Annotated in this window: 18 protein-coding genes and 1 tRNA gene; 11 read left to right on the forward strand and 8 right to left on the reverse strand. The window is 31.6% G+C overall.

What is annotated here, in order from left to right:
* Positions 1–384: 384 nt before the first annotated feature.
* A tRNA-Asn gene (locus GFV01_RS08710) sits at positions 385–458 on the reverse strand.
* Positions 459–648: 190 nt separating this feature from the next.
* Here GFV01_RS08710 and GFV01_RS08715 point away from each other — a divergent pair.
* From GFV01_RS08715 to GFV01_RS08730, 4 genes are read left to right on the forward strand one after another with little or no spacing between them, the layout of a single operon-like run.
* Positions 649–1,158 carry a hypothetical protein gene (locus GFV01_RS08715; RefSeq protein WP_160566575.1) on the forward strand — a complete coding sequence of 170 codons (510 nt, stop codon included), beginning with the start codon at positions 649–651 and terminating at the stop codon, positions 1,156–1,158.
* Between the two features lie 12 nt (positions 1,159–1,170).
* Positions 1,171–1,848 carry a DNA repair protein RadC gene (gene radC, locus GFV01_RS08720; RefSeq protein WP_160566578.1) on the forward strand — a complete coding sequence of 226 codons (678 nt, stop codon included), beginning with the start codon at positions 1,171–1,173 and terminating at the stop codon, positions 1,846–1,848.
* Between the two features lie 15 nt (positions 1,849–1,863).
* The gene (locus GFV01_RS08725) at positions 1,864–3,120 is read left to right on the forward strand and encodes a polysaccharide deacetylase family protein (protein ID WP_160566581.1); all 1,257 of its coding nucleotides are present in this window, start codon (positions 1,864–1,866) and stop codon (positions 3,118–3,120) included.
* The gene (locus GFV01_RS08730; protein ID WP_160566584.1) at positions 3,104–4,021 is read left to right on the forward strand and encodes a hypothetical protein; all 918 of its coding nucleotides are present in this window, start codon (positions 3,104–3,106) and stop codon (positions 4,019–4,021) included. The genes GFV01_RS08725 and GFV01_RS08730 overlap by 17 nt, the downstream gene beginning before the upstream one ends.
* A gap of 135 nt (positions 4,022–4,156) precedes the next feature.
* On the opposite strand, the gene GFV01_RS08735 is transcribed toward GFV01_RS08730, so the two are convergent.
* Both GFV01_RS08735 and GFV01_RS08740 read right to left on the reverse strand, forming a co-directional pair.
* Positions 4,157–6,193, reverse strand: a complete 2,037-nt coding sequence (locus GFV01_RS08735; protein ID WP_160566587.1) for a M3 family metallopeptidase — start codon at positions 6,191–6,193, stop codon at positions 4,157–4,159.
* Between the two features lie 79 nt (positions 6,194–6,272).
* Positions 6,273–6,965, reverse strand: coding sequence for a metal-dependent hydrolase (locus GFV01_RS08740; protein WP_160566590.1), 693 nt, complete (start codon positions 6,963–6,965; stop codon positions 6,273–6,275).
* An 84-nt stretch (positions 6,966–7,049) separates the two neighbouring features.
* On the opposite strand from GFV01_RS08740, the gene GFV01_RS08745 reads away from it, so the two are divergent.
* Together GFV01_RS08745 and GFV01_RS08750 are read left to right on the forward strand one after the other, a co-directional pair.
* Positions 7,050–7,652, forward strand: coding sequence for an outer membrane beta-barrel protein (locus GFV01_RS08745; protein WP_160566593.1), 603 nt, complete (start codon positions 7,050–7,052; stop codon positions 7,650–7,652).
* A gap of 52 nt (positions 7,653–7,704) precedes the next feature.
* Positions 7,705–9,111: a hypothetical protein gene (locus tag GFV01_RS08750; RefSeq protein WP_160566596.1), complete on the forward strand. Its 1,407-nt coding sequence runs from the start codon at positions 7,705–7,707 to the stop codon at positions 9,109–9,111.
* A gap of 124 nt (positions 9,112–9,235) precedes the next feature.
* Here the strand turns inward: GFV01_RS08750 and GFV01_RS08755 are convergent, their stop codons facing one another.
* Together GFV01_RS08755 and tilS are read right to left on the reverse strand one after the other, a co-directional pair.
* Positions 9,236–10,552 (reverse strand): YihY/virulence factor BrkB family protein, encoded by a 1,317-nt coding sequence (locus GFV01_RS08755; RefSeq protein ID WP_160542655.1) that lies wholly within the window; start codon positions 10,550–10,552, stop codon positions 9,236–9,238.
* A gap of 99 nt (positions 10,553–10,651) precedes the next feature.
* Positions 10,652–11,941 carry a tRNA lysidine(34) synthetase TilS gene (gene tilS, locus GFV01_RS08760; RefSeq protein ID WP_160566598.1) on the reverse strand — a complete coding sequence of 430 codons (1,290 nt, stop codon included), beginning with the start codon at positions 11,939–11,941 and terminating at the stop codon, positions 10,652–10,654.
* Between the two features lie 215 nt (positions 11,942–12,156).
* On the opposite strand from tilS, the gene GFV01_RS08765 reads away from it, so the two are divergent.
* Genes GFV01_RS08765 through GFV01_RS08775 form a run of 3 tightly spaced genes read left to right on the forward strand, consistent with a single transcriptional unit; the run spans position 12,157 to position 14,884 of the window.
* Positions 12,157–12,903, forward strand: coding sequence for a (Fe-S)-binding protein (locus tag GFV01_RS08765; RefSeq protein WP_160542657.1), 747 nt, complete (start codon positions 12,157–12,159; stop codon positions 12,901–12,903).
* A gap of 9 nt (positions 12,904–12,912) precedes the next feature.
* The gene (locus GFV01_RS08770; protein WP_160566601.1) at positions 12,913–14,310 is read left to right on the forward strand and encodes a lactate utilization protein B; all 1,398 of its coding nucleotides are present in this window, start codon (positions 12,913–12,915) and stop codon (positions 14,308–14,310) included.
* Positions 14,297–14,884, forward strand: a complete 588-nt coding sequence (locus GFV01_RS08775; protein WP_185150342.1) for an LUD domain-containing protein — start codon at positions 14,297–14,299, stop codon at positions 14,882–14,884. Before GFV01_RS08770 ends, GFV01_RS08775 begins: the two co-directional genes overlap by 14 nt.
* Before the next feature lie 85 nt (positions 14,885–14,969).
* On the opposite strand, the gene GFV01_RS08780 is transcribed toward GFV01_RS08775, so the two are convergent.
* The gene (locus tag GFV01_RS08780; protein WP_160566604.1) at positions 14,970–16,097 is read right to left on the reverse strand and encodes an endonuclease; all 1,128 of its coding nucleotides are present in this window, start codon (positions 16,095–16,097) and stop codon (positions 14,970–14,972) included.
* A 101-nt stretch (positions 16,098–16,198) separates the two neighbouring features.
* Between GFV01_RS08780 and GFV01_RS08785 the strand changes: the two genes are divergently transcribed.
* Positions 16,199–17,206 carry an o-succinylbenzoate synthase gene (locus GFV01_RS08785; RefSeq protein WP_160566741.1) on the forward strand — a complete coding sequence of 336 codons (1,008 nt, stop codon included), beginning with the start codon at positions 16,199–16,201 and terminating at the stop codon, positions 17,204–17,206.
* 81 nt (positions 17,207–17,287) lie between these two features.
* The gene (locus tag GFV01_RS08790) at positions 17,288–18,283 is read left to right on the forward strand and encodes an AMP-binding protein (RefSeq protein WP_160566607.1); all 996 of its coding nucleotides are present in this window, start codon (positions 17,288–17,290) and stop codon (positions 18,281–18,283) included.
* A gap of 148 nt (positions 18,284–18,431) precedes the next feature.
* Here GFV01_RS08790 and GFV01_RS08795 read toward each other — a convergent pair whose 3' ends face one another.
* Both GFV01_RS08795 and GFV01_RS08800 read right to left on the reverse strand, forming a co-directional pair.
* Positions 18,432–19,568, reverse strand: coding sequence for a porin (locus tag GFV01_RS08795; protein ID WP_160566610.1), 1,137 nt, complete (start codon positions 19,566–19,568; stop codon positions 18,432–18,434).
* A 6-nt stretch (positions 19,569–19,574) separates the two neighbouring features.
* Positions 19,575–20,636 carry a type II asparaginase gene (locus tag GFV01_RS08800; protein WP_105297285.1) on the reverse strand — a complete coding sequence of 354 codons (1,062 nt, stop codon included), beginning with the start codon at positions 20,634–20,636 and terminating at the stop codon, positions 19,575–19,577.
* Positions 20,637–20,662: the final 26 nt, after the last annotated feature.

Consider the following 20,662-nt stretch of genomic DNA (forward strand, 5'->3'; position numbering starts at 1 on the left):
AACTAGGCGTAATTAATCAAGAATATTGAATATAGATTATTTAGGTTGTTTTCCTCTTTTTCCCTTTTTTTACACAAAACTAATATGTCTTTTCACAAGTTCTTCTATACAGCAGGGTATGGTTTGTATGACTGCCTGAAGTCAAAATCAGATAACCACTAAGAATCTTTCATTAACATGTTATCCCCTGTTCAGGGTTACATTTCGCGCGCCCTAACCGAACAAAAAGAGTAAATAAAATGTAAAGTAATGAGGCGAAATATTAAAACAATAAAGATAATGACATTATAAAACAAAGAGATATATAAACAAAAATACCTTATGAGCAAATTGTGTGTACAGGGAATAAAAAAAGAGTTACAAATTATGTAACTCTTTTTTCAGCTCCTCCTGCTGGGCTCGAACCAGCGACCCTCTGATTAACAGTCAGATGCTCTAACCGACTGAGCTAAGGAGGAATTTTGTGAGTGCAAATGTAGAAGAATTTTATATATGCTCCAAATATTTTTTAATCTTTTTTTCATCTTAAAATCTAAGTACATAAGTATCAATAAAAAAAATTTTTATTTTTTTAATATATAGCTCATATAAGATACTTTTTCTAATATAAAATAGTATTTTTGTCTCTGTCTAACTTATATAATTATTATGGACATATCTATATTGCTTGTATTCTTATTGATTTTAGTGCTCTTTATGGGAGGTTTTCTGTTTATGTTAACCCGTTTTTTTCAATCAGAAAGAGAAAGAAGAAGTTTTGAGTTGCGTTTAAAATATTCTGAGAATATATTACCGAACAAATTACAAGCCTATGAACGTATGACTCTTTTTTTAGAAAGAATACGCCCTTCTTCTTTAATACGACGAGTAACCCCTACGGATGATAATAAATCTTATGAATTCACTTTAATAGAAACCATTCAAACAGAATTCGAACACAATTTAGCACAACAACTCTATATAAATCCGAATTCGTGGAAGATTATTTTATCGGCAAAGAATGCAACCCAATTGCTTATAAAAAATACTATTGAAGCTATGAAAGATTCTTCAATACAAGAAATTCAAGAGGAAATCATTAAACAATCGATGGAAGACGCTTCTCCTTCGTCTGCGGCAATTTTGTATTTACAAAAAGATATTCAAGACGGAATCTAAAAAATTTTCACTATGAACATCAAATCATTAGCTGAAGAAGAAAGACCCAGAGAAAAATTACTACTGAGAGGGAAACAATCCTTATCAGACGCAGAACTTCTTGCTATAATTTTAGGTAGTGGTTCGAAATCTGAAAGCAGCATTACCCTTGCTCAACGAATTTTATCATCCGTGAATCATAATTGGAATGAATTGGCAAAGCTAACCATACGAGATTTATGCAAATTTAACGGAGTAGGTAAAGTTAAAGCAATTGAAATTATCACTTCTCTTGAAATTGGAAGACGAAAATCCTTACAGCAAGCCTTAAAAAAAGAAAAAATTTCTTCTTCGAAAGATGCCTATAATATTCTTCAACCCATTATTGGTGATTTGATGATAGAGGAATTTTGGGTAATTTATTTAAGCAGATCCAATAAAATATTAAGTAAAGAAAAAATTTCTCAAGGAGGAATAACCGGTACAATGGTAGATAATCGACTAATATTTAAACATGCTATAGAACTTAATGCAGTTTCATTAATCATATCCCATAATCATCCCTCAGGAAATATTCAACCCAGCAATTCTGATATACAAATTACTCATGAAATAAAAAAAGCAGGAAACTTATTAAATATAACTTTGATGGATCATTTAATTATTACGCAAACCTCTTTTTTCAGTTTTGCCGATGAAAATTTACTGTGAAAGACCATTTTACCTATGATTCTTATATATGTTCCTGAAATCAATGAAAGAATTAAGTATATTTTTACTTTTATTTTCGAACAAATTTTGGGAATTTCTTTCCGGCTCACAGATTGCGCTATTCTCTTCGATAAAGAAACATCGCCTAAATTTTCTTACTCATTTTCAATAGTAAAAAACGAAATTCATTTTTCAGCTTGTAATTTATTATTCGAAATGGATATTAAAACACAAAATCTAAGGGAAGTTTTAAAAGACCCTTTTGCAACTGCTTTTTTTTTACTTTCAAGATATGAAGAATATTTGCTATATCAAGAAGATATTCATCATAGATTCTCATACAAAGCATCATCAATTAAAGATAAGATTGATCCGTTAGTTCCATGGATTGATACCTTTGCTTATAAACTATTTGATCAGTTAAAAAAAAATTTTTCTTCACTCAATTATAAAGCTCGTAAATTTACCCATATAAATACCATAGACATAGATCATGCTTGGTTATATAAAAATAAATCTTGGTTAAAAAAATGTAAAGCATTAGGAAAAAATATTTTAACTTTTCGATGGAAAGATTTTCATCAACAAATTTTAGTTATATCAGGATTAAAACCAGATCCTTATTACATTTATCCTTATATACAAAAATTAAAAATACCTACCATTTATTTTATTTCTTTTGGATTAGGAAGTCAATGGGATACTAATCATAACCCTAAAAATTCTTCTTACCAAGAATTGATAGTACAATTATATAATCAAGATTATACTACTATAGGTCTTCATCCCAGCTATTTTTCCAATAAGGATTTCACAATCTTGAATAAGGAAAAATTAGCATTGGAAAAACTTGTAAAACAAAAAATTACCATTTCCAGACAGCATTTTATAAAGCTTCATTTACCCGAAACTTACAACAACCTGATCCGATTAAATATTAAAGCAGATTTTTCTATGGGTTTTCAAGATCATATCGGTTTCAGAGCAGGGACTTGTACCCCTTTTTATTGGTTTGATTTGAAAAATAATCAAATTACCCAATTAAAAGTTTATCCTTTCTGCGTGATGGATGTTACGCTTAAAAATTACATGCAATTATCTATTGAGGAAGCTGAAAATAAGCTACTAAATTTATTGCATGCCGTAAAAAAAGTAAACGGAATTTTTATATCTATTTTCCATAATGACAGTTTATCTAATCATGGAGAATGGAAGCTGTGGAAAAACGTATATGAAAAATTGATTAATAAAGCCAATGATTTTAAAGTATAATCATAAAACCATTGATAAAACAAAATATTCCGCATGTTTGGATCAATGCCTCAATTACAGAATTTATGCAGAACTGTGGTATTTAAACGTTGTTTCTCCCGATGGCTATGATATTTTGGTATTAAACGATTATGAAGCAGTGATGCCTATACCTTATCAGAAAAAATGGGGATTTAAATTAGTTATTCAACCTATTTTTTGCCAACAATTAGGCATATTTTATAAAAAAATCATATCCGCTGAAACCTTTCATCTTTTTATATCTTTCTTAAAAAAATATAAAGTCAGAAGCTATTGCTTTAACGAAGAAAACACCCCATATTTACCTTCCCACTATATAAAGAGAGATAATCAAGTATTGAATTTAGATCGTGAATATTCAACTCTTGTAACTAATTATAATGCAAACAAAAAAAGGGTCCTTAAAAATTGTTTATTATCCAATAGCAAAATTGAAGAAAAATATACAGGTTCAATTGTGTCAGAAAAACCAAGTGATCTGCTCAATCGAATTTTATCAGCTTCACAACTCAATATTTTAAACACTCTTTTAGAAGAATTAAATCGACAAAAAGTGTTAAAACAATATACCCTTTATAATAGAGATAATATTCCTACAGTCTATCTATGGCTCATTTTTTCGAAAGAAAGGATTATAAATTTACTGTCAGTAAGAGACAAAGATTTAGAAATTAAAAATTCGTATGCTTATCTGATAGACTTATTGATTAAAAATTATTCCGATCAAAAATTAATTTTAGATTTTGAAGGTTCTATGATACCGGGAATAGCCCATTTCAATAAAAGTTTCGGAGCTGCGACTAATCATTATGTGTTATACAAAAATTTAAAATGGATGGATAATTTAAGCAGCTTAACTATTTTTAAAACTTCTCGTTAACTTTCCTTTTATTAGTGTATTCATTAACCTATTTTTGATAGAGTTGATTTCTCTAAACTTAAAAATAACACCATAAAAAAATGGTTTGAAATTTCAAACCATTCATTATATTATACTATCTAAAAACTTTTTTATTTAATTGGTATTGGCTAGTAAACCGGCACGTTTAAGTAAGGCCTCCGATTGAGGTCTTCTACCCCGAAAACTTATATATAATTCCATAGGGTCTTCTGTCCCGCCTTTACTTAATAAACTTTCAAATTTAGATGCTGTTTCTTTATCAAAAATTCCTCTTTCTTTAAAGTAATCAAAAGCATCAGCGTCTAAAACTTCAGCCCATTTATAGGAATAATAACCTGCAGCATATCCCCCTTGAAATATATGTGAAAAAGATGTACTTATACATGTATTTTTGATATGAGGATACAATTGGGTTTCTTTAATCTTTTCTACTTCAAAATCTTCAATCCCTTGATCTGATGTCAACTCATCAGTATGATAGGCCATATCCAAAAGACCTAAGCCAATTTGTCGAAGAGTTTGATATCCTTGCATAAAGTTAGCAGATGCAACTATTTTATCAATTTTCTCCTCATCCAGCATATCCCCTTTTTGGTAATGAAGTGCAAAAGTTTTTAAAAATTCCTTTTCAAAAACATAGTTTTCCATAAATTGAGACGGTAGTTCAACAAAGTCCCAATAAACATTCGTTCCTGATAATGATTCAAAAGTTGTATTAGCTAAAATACCGTGTAATGCATGGCCAAATTCATGAAATAACGTGGTAACTTCACTAAATGTCAATAAAGAAGGTATTTCTCCGTTAGGACGTGAAAAATTACAAACTATCGAAATATGCGGTCTGATATTATCACTTAAAGTTTTAAATTGCCCCTTATAAGAAGTCATCCATGCTCCTGCCCTTTTCCCTTCTCTGGAAAAAAAGTCGGTATATAACAATGCCTGATGTTTTCCCTTATCATTGATGACTTCATACACTTTAACTTCCGAATGATATTTTTGTATATCTTCTCTTTCAATAAAAGTTAATCCATATAATTTTTTAGCTACATCAAAAGCAGCATTCAAAACCTGATGTAACGGAAAATAAGGTTTTAATTCTTCTTCAGAAAACGAAAATTTTTCTTGTCTTAATTTTTCAGCATAAAAGGCATGATCATAAGGCATCATTTCAGTTATTCCGTCTCGTGAAGCTATATTTTTTAAGTCTTGAATTTCTTTTTGAGCAAATGGCTTAGCTTTATGCAACAAATCATATAAAAAATCATATACAAGTTTAGGTGCAGAAGCCATTCTCTCTTGCAAAATCAAATCGGCATAAGTTTTAAAACCTAATAATTTAGCTTTCTTGCTCCGTAATTCAACAATTTTATGAATAATATCTTCATTATTATACTCATTATCTTTACATGCTCGTTGCATATAAGCAGTATAAATTTCCTTACGTAACTCTCGATTTGCCGAATACGTTATAAAAGGCACATAGCTGGGATAATGTAACGTGAAAACCCAACCTTTCAAATTTCTATTTTCCGCTTCTTGTTTTGCCATTTCTTTAATGGATTCCGGAATTCCTTCCATATCCTTACTTTCAGATATATGAAGAAAGTAATCGTTGGTTTCCTTTAAAACGTTTTGACCAAACTTAACGGATAAAATTGCTAATTCATTAGATATTTGTCGGAGATTATTTTTATCCTCCGAGGATAACAAGGCTCCATTTTTTGAGAAATCCTTATACGTTTTATCTAAAAGTCGTACTTCTTCTTGGCTTAACTTTGATTTTAAAGTTGTATCGTAAACGATTTTTATTTTTTCAAATAATTGTTCATTCAGTATGATATCATTTGCATATTCAGTTAGCATAGGAGATATTTCCTCCGCTAAACTTTGCAAATAATCATTAGTTTCCGCTGAATTTAAATTAAAAAAAGTAGAGGAAATTATGGTAAGTTTTTTTCCGACATTTTCTAAAGCAACTATGGTATTTACAAAATTAGGTGGATCTGTATTTTGAACTATTTTGTTAATTTCGTTCTTAGCATCTTCAATTGCCTGTTCTATCGCTGGTTTAAAATCTTCTTGTTTAATGTTTTCGAAAGGAATGCTTTCGTAAGGCGTATTAAATTTTTCCACTAAATTATTACTCATAATTTTTTTGTAAGTATATACTATCGAATAAAGTTTCCCCTATATACAGTCTATATAATTAATTTATATGTGATTAAAATTATTCAAATTTACTAATATCCACTGATTCTCCAATGGACAAAAAAGTTAACCGTTTTTCTTCGGCTAAGAATAAATGTTTAATCTTATCTTTATTAACTTTTATGGCAGGAAAAGTATCATAATGAGAAGCTATAGCATTTTTTGTTTTAACAAATTTTGCTGCAATAACAGCATCATATCCACCCATCGTATAGGTATTACCAATAGGTAATATTGCCACGTTAATATATCCATAGATAAATGGTAGCAATTTCATGTCAGTAGTAAGGGCAGTATCACCTGCTACATAAATTACTTTTCCATCCATTTTCATCAGGAAACCACAAGCTAATCCGCCATAGGAACCATCGGGAAAAGAAGAACTGTGGGACGCCGATACCATTTTAATTTTTCCAAAATCAAATTTCTTAACTCCTCCTATATTCATGGGTATAACATTTAAACCCAATTTTTCATAGTGAGCAGTAATTTCCGGATTAGCCAATATTTGGGAATTATTGTTTTTAGCAATAGTTTCAACATCCAAAATATGATCATAATGGGCGTGAGTCAAAAAAATATAATCTGCTTTAATTCCATTTATATCTATATCTTTTGCTAGTTCATTCCCTGAAATAAATGGATCAATTAAGACCGTTGATGATGAGGTTTTAAAACCAAAACATGCATGTCCGTAATATATAATTTCCATGACTTTATCCTTTAATATTTAATGTTCTTCAAATGTAATAAATAATAATTATCTTTGAAAAAAATTAAGCAAAAATCATTATATATGAAAAGACTCTTTCCGATATTATTTTTACTTTTTATTTCAACCGTTACTTATGCACAACAAGTTGAATTTGGAGCCAAAGCCGGAATGGCTTTCGGTTATAAAGGAACCTTAAAGCAAACCGTAACTAATATTAAAGAAAGTAAAGCCACAGATAATATTGGATGGCATGCGGGTTTTTTTAGTCGAATAAAATTTTTGGAATGGTTTATCCAACCCGAGATTTATTTTTCTTCCATGAAAACTAATTTCGATTATAGGAACGATGGTGAATTTACAGCACATTCCAACCGATTGGATATCCCTATTTTGTTTGGATCAAAATTTTTAGAAGTTACCCGATTGTATGCCGGCCCTGTTTTTTCCACTTCTTTAAATGAAGATATTTCTTTAAAAGGAATAAGAAAAACAAAAACAGATGATTTTTCACTTGCCGGTCAAGTAGGAGGAGGTTTTGACTTAGCTAAGCTAACTTTTGATGTGCGATATGAATTCGGATTTAATAAAAGTCAAACAAATTTTATAAAGAAGCGTACCGGTGAAGCATTTAAATTGGAGAAAAGACAAAATTCTCTGGTATTAAGTGTCGGATATAAATTTTAAGGCAAAACGTATTTCTTATTTTAGTGCCCATTCTTATTATGATTAAACTGATATGAAAAAATTATCACTTTTATTATTTTTATCTTTTTTAGCTCTTTCAATTTTTTCATGCAGAGATGATTATAATTATGATTCTGCTACTAAACCGCTTCGTTTTTCTAAAGATACGGTTATGCTGGATACTGTATTTTCAACGGTTCGATCAGAAACCTATGTACTTAAAGTTTATAACCAACAAAACGATGATGTTGTAATTCCGAGGATTTATCTTGAAAAAGGCTCGTCCTCTCAATTTAAAATTAATGTAGACGGAACTCCCGGCAATGCAACCAATCAAAATAGTTTTCAAAACATACCTATACGGTCTAAAGATAGTTTATTCATTTTTATTGAAGTTGCTCCTCAAGCCATTAATGCATCCAATGCGTTAGCAGATGAGGACTTATTGTTTACCACCGTCGGATCTACACAAAAAGTTAAGTTACTTTCTTTAATTGAAGATGCAGAATTTTACTATTCTAAATCAGGGACTAAAGAAATAGCAAAAGATTTGGCTTGGAACAATACTAAATCCAAAGTTATTTATGGAAATTTAAAAATTACAAATGGTGCCAATTTATCCGTGTCGGAAGGTACCAAAATATACCTTCATAAGAATGCAAATATAATTATTGATTCGGGCAGCCAACTTACAATAGACGGTTCTTTGGAACATGAAGTATTAATTCGAGGAGATCGACACGAAACCAAATACGATTCACTTCCGGGTAATTGGAATCAAATTCATCTCGCTACCAATGCCTCCGCAAAAATTAACCACTTAGTTATAAAAGGGGGTAATAATGCATTTTATTTAGAGGAAAATGCTCATTTGAACATCTTCAATTCCAAAATTTATAATTTTTTGTATGGAGGAATCTACTCTGTGGGAGGAAATGTGGAGGGTAAGAATCTTGCCATAAATAATTGTGGCACTTCCGATCTTATAGCAGAATATGGTGGAAACTATGATTTCACTCATTGTACTTTTGCCAATTATTGGAATTTAAATGCTGGTGCAGGATATTCTGCCTATTTATCTAATGCTTATCAGAAATCAGGACAAACAAAATACAATTCGCTTACGGCTTCTTTTAAAAATTGTATTTTCTGGGTTAAAAATTATAACAGCTTATATTTAGATAAAAATGAGCATGCCCCTTTTAATTATATTTTTGATACTAATCTGATTAAAAATACTTCCAATAATTTATCTATAGAAACGGACAAACATTTTGTAAATACTATTCTTAATAAAGATCCTCAATTTTATAAAACAGGATATTCGGATTGTTTACTTCTTCTTAACATAGGATCTCCAGCTTTAGGTAAAGGCAATTTAAGTTATGCAAAGGAGGTTCCTGAAGATATGAACGGTATATCGAGAATTAAAGATCCTGCTTTAGGAGCATATCAATGATTATAAATTATATTTAAATTAGAATTTTTAAATCAATGGAATGGCCGGATTATTTTTCAAAATAATTTTACATGGAAACCTTCAGGAAAATTTAAAAAGGCTTAATAAAACTATCGATTAGCTTTTAGATATCTTTAAGTAAAACTCCGCTTTCATGCTCATAAATCATATTTCGTATTTCTAAAGTTTTATCCCAAATATTTTTAATATCTCCTTCCATATCGATCTTGAAGTTTTCAGATCCATATTGATCCAATTTATTGAAAAAATAATTTATCGTAATGTGATTGATATCGATTCCGGGAATATATGCAACCACCATGTCATTTTCTGTTAGTGTTTCTACAATTAATCCTACTTGTAATAAATAGTATAAAGAATCACTAGTTAATCGGGTGGGTATTTTATACGTTTCAGATAATTCATCTGCCGTGTAGGGCTTTTCGCCAGCTTCAAATCGTTTTATGATGAGTGTAGTGATCATTAAAAGTATAAAATCCTTATATCTTCTGCTTATGTTGCTAATATCTTTTTCGAAGCTAAACTTATTTACATTTTGATAGGAAAAAGATAATTGAACCCCGAACAAGCAAATAAACCAGCTCAATTGCAGCCACAACATTAACAAAGGCAATGCGGCAAAACTCCCATAAATAGCATTATATTTTGCTATCCAAAATTGTCCGGATATATAAAGCATTTGAAAAATTTGGAAACAACTCCCGCTCACTATACCTGCTAAAAAGGCAGCACTAAATTTGACTTTTGTATTAGGAATGTAAATATATATAAATGTAAAAAGTAAGATGATTATAACGTAGGGAATAAACTTTATGATCGGACTAATGACCATACCGATGATATTGATATTGGTAGTTGAGTTCAAAAAAATTGACAATCCGGCATTGCAAATTAAAAATAAGGGAGCTATAAGAATTAAGGCTAAATAATCCGTAAATTGTCGAGAAAATTTCCTTCCTTTTTTAATTCTCCAAATAGTATTAAAATTATCTTCAATACTTACTAATAAAGTTATAACCGTGTAAAAGAGAATGATTATTCCTAAACCTAAAAATACGCCACCTTGAGCATAATCAATCGAACCGTCTATAAATTGCATAGCCTTGGAAAGAGCAACTTTCTGTCCCGTAAAATATTGAAACAGTTGTGTTTCCACTAAATTTTGAAAACCAAATCCACGGGCTATAGCAAATAATACTGCCAATAAAGGCACTATAGACAAAAGAGAATTATATGTTAAGGCGGCTGCACGAGTATTGATCTGTGAGCCGTTACTATTTCTAAAAGTTAATAAAAAAGCTTTGGTAATATTAATGAAAAAAGTTTTTATATGAGGACCATCGCTTCCGTTTACCCGCCATATATCATAGGTTAAAAAATGTATAATATTTTTGATTTTTTCCTTTATCTTAGAATACATAAGATATTTTTCAAATTATTATTAAAAGATACAAACATGATACCTACTAGCTTCAAATAAGAAAAAATTTACTTTATAAAAGTTTATTATCCTTAACTCTTATGCTTTATAATTTAAATGAAGAAATTTTTGAGTGGAAGGTGATATTTTGAAACGATCATCTAAACGAAACCCCACCAACCAAATAATTTCTCCTGAATTATTACATAAAACCAATACTTTCTCTTTTTGAAAATTAGATACCTTATGATCCTTTAAAAATTTACTTACCTTCTTTTTACCTAATCCATTAATAGGGTAAAAATAATCCCCTTCCTTCCAATTTCTTAAAACTAAAGGAAATTCAACTTTTTCAAAATCAATACTTTCTCCTTCCTTAAATATAGCATTATCAACTACACAACAAGTAAATTCAAACGGTTGCTTACATATCCACGGAACCGATGGAATTAAAAAATTAACAGTTGAAAATTCCGTTTTACTTCTATTAGCTAACAACAATGTTCCCCTATCCACCCAAGCTTTATACTCATGTGATTCAAATAAACTTCCTGTATGAGCATTTAGTATATTTTCACAATCTTTTTTATTAGTAAATCCATATTTGGAAAGTAAATGGTAAGACAAAAGAAAATCAGCTTGTAGGAGTTTCTCTAATGAATAAGCCTTCACCCCTGTCTCAGCAAAAACTTCTGCTTTTATTTGTAATTCTTGCACCTGTGATTCTAAAAAAGATTGAGTTTCATGTAAAATACTCATACTTTTTTCTACTTGATGTAAAAAACCGGATGAAATATTTTGAAATTCAGGAATAATCTGATGACGAATTTTATTTCTTAAATAATCCAACGTTTGATTCGAAGCATCTTCTCTCCAAGTGATTGAATGATTCAGAGCAAAATTAACGATTTCATTTCGGGTAAAAGTCAATAAAGGTCTTACAATATAATTTGCAATCATTTGCATTCCCGATAATCCCTTAATGCCTGAACCTCTCAATAGATTTATAAAAAAAGTTTCTACATTATCATTAAGATGGTGTGCAGTAACAAGATAATCAAAAGAGTGCTTTTTTATTAATTCTTGAAAATAATTATACCTTAAGTTCCTGGCAACCATTTCAATAGATTCTCTATTTTTCTTAATTTTTAAGGTATCAAAGGTTTTAATGAATAGCTCAATATCATGATCATCACAAAAGTCCTTTACTAATTTTTCGTCTAAATCTGAATCCTCCCCTCTTAGCCGAAAATTACAATGAACTACACTAAAACGGTAAGGAGAAGTATAAAATAAATGCAACAATACCATACTATCGACTCCTCCACTAACTGCTAATAAATATTTTTTTTCAACAGGTAAGCTATTCAATGAATCCGTTAACCTCATACGTTTTATTTATCCGAAAAAATTGGTAAATATCAGAATTTTAATTTTTAACAAAGATAACTGAAAAAATTTTTGAGTAAAACCTTTCATTAAGCACAATCTTTGCTATCACTATAAATTGTACAATAAAATGCTAAAATAATATAAATACCTAGATTTATTTACTTTAGAATGATTATAAATAACAAAATTATCTATAAAATTAAAAATCTATTATGAAAATTGGTTTATTTATTCCATGTTATATTGATGCTATTTACCCGGAAGTAGGAATAGCAACTTTGGAATTATTAGAAAAATTAGGGTTGGATGTAGAATATCCAATGGAGCAAACTTGTTGCGGCCAACCCATGTCCAATGAGGGCGATTACAAAAGTGCAGAAACTGCACAAAAATTATTTATTCAAAATTTTAAGGATTATGAGTACATCGTTGGTCCTGCCGGAAGTTGTGTAAAGCAAGTCCGTTTACATTTTGATAATTTAGAGCAAACCGATGAGGTAAAGCAAGTGAGAAAAAATACCTATGAATTGGTTGAGTTTTTACACGACATCTTACAAGTAAAAAGTTTTCCGGGTGTTGAATTCAAACATAAAGTTGCTCTACACAATAGTTGCAGCTCCATCCGAGGATTAGGAATTGCCAAACCTTCGGAAATCATAGGAACTCCCTATAATAAATCTGCTGATTTATTAAAAATGATTGATGGACTGGAAATAGCAGAGATGAGCAGACCGGACGAATGTTGCGGTTTTGGAGGCACTTTTTGTGTAACTGATGAAGTAGTGAGCGGAAAAATGGGTAAAGACAAAATTTCAGATTACGTAACCAGTGGAGCAGAATATGTAGTTTCACCCGATATGTCTTGCTTAATGCACCAAAAGGGAGTTGCTTTAAAAAATGGCATCACCCATTTACCTTTTCTTCATATTGCCCAAGTTCTTAACGGAGGTCCATTTTAAACTTTGAAAATGAAAAAGAAGATTGTCAACATTGAAAAAAATTCTGCTGATTTTATAAATCAAGATAACATACACGAAAAGGAACATGATAAAAACCTTTGGAATGCCCGAGTAAAAAGAGATCGAATTGCCCAATCCATACCGGAATGGGAAGAACTTAAGGATTTAGCATCTAAAATAAAGGAACACACTTTGTCTAACCTGGACGAATATGTATCCACTTTTGCAGAAAATGCCTCCAAAAGGGGTGCAGTGGTTCACTGGGCTAGAGACGCGCAGGAACATAACGAAATCGTTTATAACATCTTACAAGAAAGAAAAGTAACTGAAATTATAAAAAGCAAATCCATGCTTCAAGAAGAGTGTGAAATGACAAGCTTTTTAGAATCTAAGGGAATTGAGGTTACCGAATCTGATTTGGGCGAAAGAATACAGCAGCTTTCACATCAACCACCGGCTCATATTGTTATGCCCGCCATTGAAAAAACCACGGAAGATATCGCCCAGCTCTTTGCGAAAACCATAGGCACTGATCCTAATGATACGGATCCACATTCTTTAAACGAAGCGATGAGAAATAATGCAAGGCCTAAATTTTTACGAGCAGGTGCGGGAATGACCGGTGCCAATTTCGCGATAGCTGAAACAGGAACTTTTGTTGTCTGCACTAATGAAGGTAATGCGGATATTGGAGCAGCCGTACCTCCTCTTCATATTGCTAGTATAGGTATTGAAAAAATAATTCCAAAGGTGGAAGATTTAGGAATTTTTATACGTCTCTTATCCAGGAGTGCATTAGGAACACCGGCAACCCAATATACTTCGCATTTCACCGGACCTCGAAAAAATGGAGAACTTCATATTATTATAACTGATAATGGAAGATCTACCCGTTTAGGCATGGAAGATTTTTGGACTTCTCTTAAATGTATCCGTTGCGGCGCATGTATGAATACTTGTCCGGTTTACAGAAGAAGTGGTGGTTTATCTTATGAATCAACCTATTCCGGTCCGATAGGAATTATATTAAGCCCGACTTTCGATCTAGAAAAATATAAAGAGCTTCCGTATCATTCCACTTTATGCGGCTCTTGTTCAGATGTTTGTCCGGTAAAAATTGACATTTCCGATCAAATCTATAAATGGAGGAAATTGGTTGTCGACAAAGGATACATGCCTTCAAATCGAAAATATGCGCTGAAAGCAGCCGGTGCTGTTTTAGGTCATCCGCATCTATTTAGAACAACGGAAGCTTTTGCAGAAAAAGCACTGCCCATAGTGCCCGATTTTCTTATATACAGCAGTTTAAATCCATGGACTCAAGAACGTAAAATGTTTTCCATGGCAAAAAATACATTTAGAGATTGGTATATTAAAAACAGAAAAGAAAAAAATGATAAGTACTAAAGAACATATATTAGAAGCTATTCGTAAAAATAAGCCTCAAGGAATACAATATCCCTATCCTGTAATTCCTTCATTTCCCAAAAGCACAAAAGATATTGTGGAAGAATTTAAGGAAAATTTAATCTTAAATGCCGGTACTTGCTTCACCATAAATTCCATTGAGGAGGGCGAAAACAAAATTAAAGAATTACATCCGCAAGCTAAAGTAATTTGTTCTTCTGCCATCGAATTTCCAGGAAATAAAGATTTATCCAAAGTAACTGATCCTCATCAATTGGATGATGTGGATGTTGGAATTATTCGTGCGGAATTTGGTGTTTCAGAAAACGGTATGGTCTGGTTGACGGAAAAAGGTATGATGGTTACTTCTTTAGGTTTTCTTTCTCAACATTTAATTATTTTGTTAAAGCCGCAAGATATAGTCAGAGACATGTATGAAGCGTATGCGAGAATAAATCTTCGTGATAATAATTACGGTTGTTTTATGTTAGGTCCTTCTGCTACAGCTGATATAGGGGCTGTTATGGTTAGAGGAGCACAAGGAGCCAGAAGCTTATCGGTATTTTTTATGTAGTTTTATACGTTAACGAAATATAAACAAGTAAAAAGTAAAAAAGAGGAGAAAATTAATTTCTCCTCTTTTAAATTCTATCCTATTTTTATTGGATTATAACTTTTCTGTTTACTTCAAAATCATTTCCCATTACTTTTATTATGTAACTACCTGATTTTTGAATAGTAATCGTCAATAAATCGCTGTTATAGGAATTGACAACGGTTTGTAATAAAATTCCGTTTAAAGAAAAAACCATCACTTTTTTAATTGCGGATTTATAATCGTTGGATTTTATATAAACAGTTCCCGAAGAAAGAGTAGGATAAATTTCTAAAAAATCTCTGGGTTGATATTCGAAACTTTCCACTTTTAAATTATTTCCCCAAACCATTTCCACCCACTCGGGATGGTCTATATAGGGATTACGATTTTTCTGTTTACTATAAATAGCTTCATTCATGGCTATTTCTCGGTCACTGACAGGATCCATCACATGCCAAGTCAGCAATATATTTCTAAAGGTATCGGTAAACACTTGATTTTTTGTTCTATTAAACATATCAAAACTCCAAGAACTGATTTCATCTTCATATCGGGTTGCAAAATAAAAGAATGCTCGAGCTATATCCCCCTTAAATTCATCAATGGGTTCAAAAACGACTCCTTTATACCCTTTTGAATACCCGGAATTAGCATTGTTACCCAATTGAGATCCGTTTTTGGATACCCATTTGCTGTTACCTACTCTACCAAACGGATAATCGCTTCTCATGGCATTCACTTTTCCGTCCGTAGGCCAAATATGAAAGGCATCAGACAGCATGGGATTTTTTTTATAAAATACAGATTGCGGTATCAGGTGCTCTCTATTATAACAATCTCCTTCTTTAGTATAATTTCCGCACTGATCTACTCCAAACCGATAATTGTAAGGATCCGCACCGTTAGGTATCTCAGAATAAATATCCAAAACAGTTCCATCGTTTTCATACCATTGATCACTAAAAGCACTCATAGACTTATATAAATTCCACAAACCTTTATATCCAATGGGTACATGTCCCTGTTTGATAATTTCTTTCAAACGTGTTTTTAAGTCATATCCCGTACCGTATGCATCCGCATAATAGTTGAGAGGTATTGACTTACTTTCTATAAACGGTATCTCAGCTTGCTGAGAATAAAAAAAACAGGTGGATAGTACAATCCAAAATAATAAAATTTTCTTCATATTATTTGTAATTTTAGCGTTGGTAATAACTTTGATAAAGTTTTTAACTTTTGTTCAAGTTAAGATAAATATCTCACTAATTATAATTATTTTTTTATATGATACAGGCAAATTTCACCTCATATGAATTACAATTTAAGCGTCCGGCAGGAACTTCTCGCGGAACATTAAATTCTAAGCTAACTTATCTTTTAAAAGTTCAAAATTCAGATACGGAATATGTTGGCGAATGTAGTTTTTTTAGGGGTTTAAGTGCTGATTCCGAAACGGAATATGAGCCTAAACTGCAATGGGTATGTGATCATATCAATGAAGGTAAAGAATTTTTGCTAACGAATTGTCAAGAATTTCCTTCCATACAATTCGGTATTGAACAGATTTTTGCTCAAATTGAAAACAGGAAAGACGGGATGTTTTTTCCTTCTGAATTTACCGAAGGAAAACAAGGAATTAAAATCAACGGATTAATTTGGATGGGAAACTTGGACTTTATGCGTGAGCAAATCCAACAAAAACTCGAACAAAATTATAGTTGTATAAAACTTAAAATTGGTGTTAACTGGCAAGAAGAATATAAAATATTACAAAACTTACGCAAAGAATTTTCTGCTTCTCAATTGGAATTGAGAGTGGATGCTAATGGCGGATTTTCCTTTGAGGAAGCAAAAAAGGTATTAGAGCAACTGGCTCAACTTGACATTCATTCCATTGAACAACCTATTAAAGCCGGAAATGAAAACCAAATGGCTGAATTATGCAAATATACTCCCACTCCTATTGCTTTGGACGAAGAATTAATTGGTAAGTTTTATAAAGATGAAAAAGAAAAAACGTTAGAAATTATAAAACCTCAATATATAATTTTAAAACCTTCTTTAATTGGCGGATGGAAAGGATCGGAAGAATGGATTGAAATAGCCGAATCTAAAAATATAGATTGGTGGGTCACTTCAGCCTTAGAGTCCAATATTGGATTAAATGCTATAGCGCAATGGACTGCTTTATTTCATAAAGATATGCCGCAAGGTTTGGGTACAGGAAGTTTATATACTAATAATTTCCCTTCTAAACTTTCCGTAAGGGGTGAATATCTATTTTATAATCCATAAATTGAAAAAAGTATTCTATATTACTGAAATATATAGTCTCATTGATAGTAATCATTATCGTATAAAGATAAAAAATTTCTTATGATTCATCTGAATTTTTCAAAACCTATAGACGTGAATGCAATACCTTGTCAAGAAAAATGGCAAATAGACCTTGTTGATTTTTTAAAAGATTGGTATTCTGCTTCACCCACTATAATCACAAAGACATCCGGTTCCACCGGAACTCCAAAAAATATTGAACTGACTAAAAAAGCTATGGCTGAAAGCGCAAAGATGACGGGTACTTTTTTAAATCTTAAAGCCAATGACAGCGCTCTCCTTTGTATGCCTTCTTCCTATATAGCAGGTAAGATGATGTTAGTAAGAGCTATCGTTTGGAAATTAGATCTTTATTGCATTAAGCCCGTATCTCATCCCCTTGAGAATGTTAACAGAGAGTTTTCCTTTTCTGCAATGACGCCTATGCAAGTTGAAAATTCATTGGATAAGCTTTACCTTATAAAAAGGTTGATTGTAGGAGGCGCTCAGCCTTCCGCTCAATTGGTATCCGAATTAAAAAAACAAACTACCGATATATATGAATCTTTTGGAATGACGGAAACGATATCACATATTGCACTAAAAAAAATATCGGGTCATGCGGTAAATTCGGCTTTTAAAGTTATGCCCAACACTAAAATTCGTGTGGATGAAAGAGGTTGTTTGTGTATTCTTCCTCCATTTTTGGATGAAGAAATTGTAACTAATGATCTGGTTTCGCTCATTTCTGACAATGAATTTGAATGGAAAGGAAGAATGGACCATGTAATTAATTCCGGAGGAATTAAAATTTTTCCTGAACAAGTCGAAAAACAACTGAAATCTATTATTCAATCTGATTTTATCATTTCATCCGTACAAGATCCTTTACTAGGTAATAAAGTAGTGATTATTATAGCCGGAAAAAAAGATATCAATTTGGAAAAACAAATTCTAGATTTCAATTTTGAAAATAAATATGAAAAACCTAAAGAGTTTATTTATGTAGAAAGCTTCGCTAAAACTCCTACCGGAAAAATCATCCGAAAAATATAAGCTCTATTTTTATTTCGATTGTTTTTAAAATGATTTTTCATTTCTACTAAGTTTAAATTTTACATTGAAAAAATTAAGGTATAAAAAAGCCTTATAAATAAATTATAAGGCTTTTTTGTCAAAATATTTGAGTATAATCGTACAATTTCTATTTGATTTTCAAGAACCAACGCATACCTGCAATAATTTGATTTCCATTAATTCCATCTAAACCGTTATATATTCCGTTAAAATTGGTTCTGTTATACGCATACATAAGGTGGAATCTCAGGTCTTTAATAGCCGGATCTGTAAATGGATAATATTCAACTGCTGCTTGTACACCTCCATTAATATAGGAAGAAGAATTTATTTGATCTCTTCTTTTATTCCATACTCCTTTAATTAAAGGTTTTATCTTTCCTAAATCGTATTTAAAATTAACTGAAACAGAATTGTCTCTAACATGTCTTAATCCTAAATCTTCATTTTGAACGACATCCCCGTAATCCATATCACGATCTCCCATATACCAATCTAATTCAGCTGTAAATTTTTTAAGATTGATTTGGTTACCAATGGTTATCCAGTTATAATATTTGCTCGCATCATGTTGAAAGGCCCCGTATCCATATCGAGTTCTAAATACATTGTTGAAAAGGCTACCTTCCCATAAGAATAAACCTGCTAACGATTTATTTTTATATTTATCGGTTGCAAATTGAGGAGCATCCGAATTTACCACTTCAAAATTTAAGGTTTGTCCTGCTACTCTATAAGCTAAATTTACCCCCGTTTTATACGCATCCAGGTCATTATAGGTCATAGTATATAAGTAAACATCAGCAGCATTATAGTCAAATTCAAAAGTACCGAATTGTACTGCTTGTTTACCTACACGGAATGTTAAATTTTTTCCTGCATCAATTTCGAAATATGCTTGATCGGTTGCTGATGAATAGTTATCTCTGTACAATGCGTTTTGAGGGGTATTTAGTCTATGACGTACCCTGTAACGAAACCCGGGAATTATTTCACCTTCAAACCATACTTTTACAGTATTTCCTCTGAAACTGCTTTGATCCGTTTTACTTCCTTTAAAAGTAGCTTGATAATCCACACGAGTATCAAACATAATGTTTAACATTTTGTCATCTTTCAATAACTTATCCAGAACGGATTTGAAAGATGGTTCATTAACAGTGTTTTCTCCTGTACTTGGATTGGTTTGCTGTCCGAACATGGACAAACAAAATAAACAATTAGCCGCTATGAGAATTTTTTTCGTAATACTTAATTTCTTCATAAATTTTTAATATTCTGTAAACATTCTTTGTATTTCCTTATAATTATTTGTTTTGGTTAAAGCAAGCATCAATAATACTCTGGATTTATACGGATTTAAGTACCAAGATGCTGTAAATCCATATTTATCGTCATCTACTTCATCATATTGAGCAGTTGGCCCCATTGAAATTCGGGAGGAGCGAACTACTGCAATCCCTCTTTTTACTGCATTTGCAAGTGCATTTTGTAGATCGGTGGTAATGTTTCCGTTACCTACTCCTGCAGTTACTATTCCTCTTACTCCGGCATTAACTGCAGCATCTACAAATAATGACTTAGCGTTGGAATAACTTAAAATTACTTCAACTCTAGGCAGTTTAGTTATGTTAGTTATGTCAAATTCTGAATTTATTGTATGTCTTTTAACAGATTCCCGGGTATAGATGGGTTTACCGTTATACACGATTCCCAAATTCCCATAATTTGGATCTTCAAAAGTTCCTACAGAAAGAGTATGCGTTTTGGTAATATCATCAGCCCCTATAATTTTATCATCCATTACTACCATTACTCCTTTACCTAAAGATTCCGGCGATCCAGCACATGCAACTGCATTGTAAATATTTCTAGGACCGTCTGCACTAATGGCAGTAGATGGACGCATGGAACCTACTAATACTACAGGCTTGTTGCTTTTTACGGTTAAGTTAAGAAAATATGCTGTTTCTTCTTGTGTATCGGTACCGTGGGTAATTACAATTCCGTCTACATCTTTTTGTTTAAGCAATTCATTAACTCTTTTCGATAATTTTAGCCAAACATCGTCATTCATATCCTGACTTCCGATATTTGCTACTTGCTCTGCTTTAATGTTAGCAATGTCTTTAATGGAAGGAACTGCTTTTAAAAGTTCATCTACTGTAATAGAACCGGCTGTATATGCCTGAGTTACAGAGGATGACCCTTGTCCTGCGATGGTTCCTCCTGTTGCTAAAATGTAAATAGTTGGTTTATACTGTGCGTTAACCGCCATAAAAATAAACAATACAAACAAACTGAACAAATTTTTTAAACTTTTTGTTTTCATAGTTAAATAATTATAATTAATATTTG

This window comes from Apibacter sp. B2912 (assembly GCF_009827835.1).
In the GTDB taxonomy this organism is placed as follows: domain Bacteria; phylum Bacteroidota; class Bacteroidia; order Flavobacteriales; family Weeksellaceae; genus Apibacter.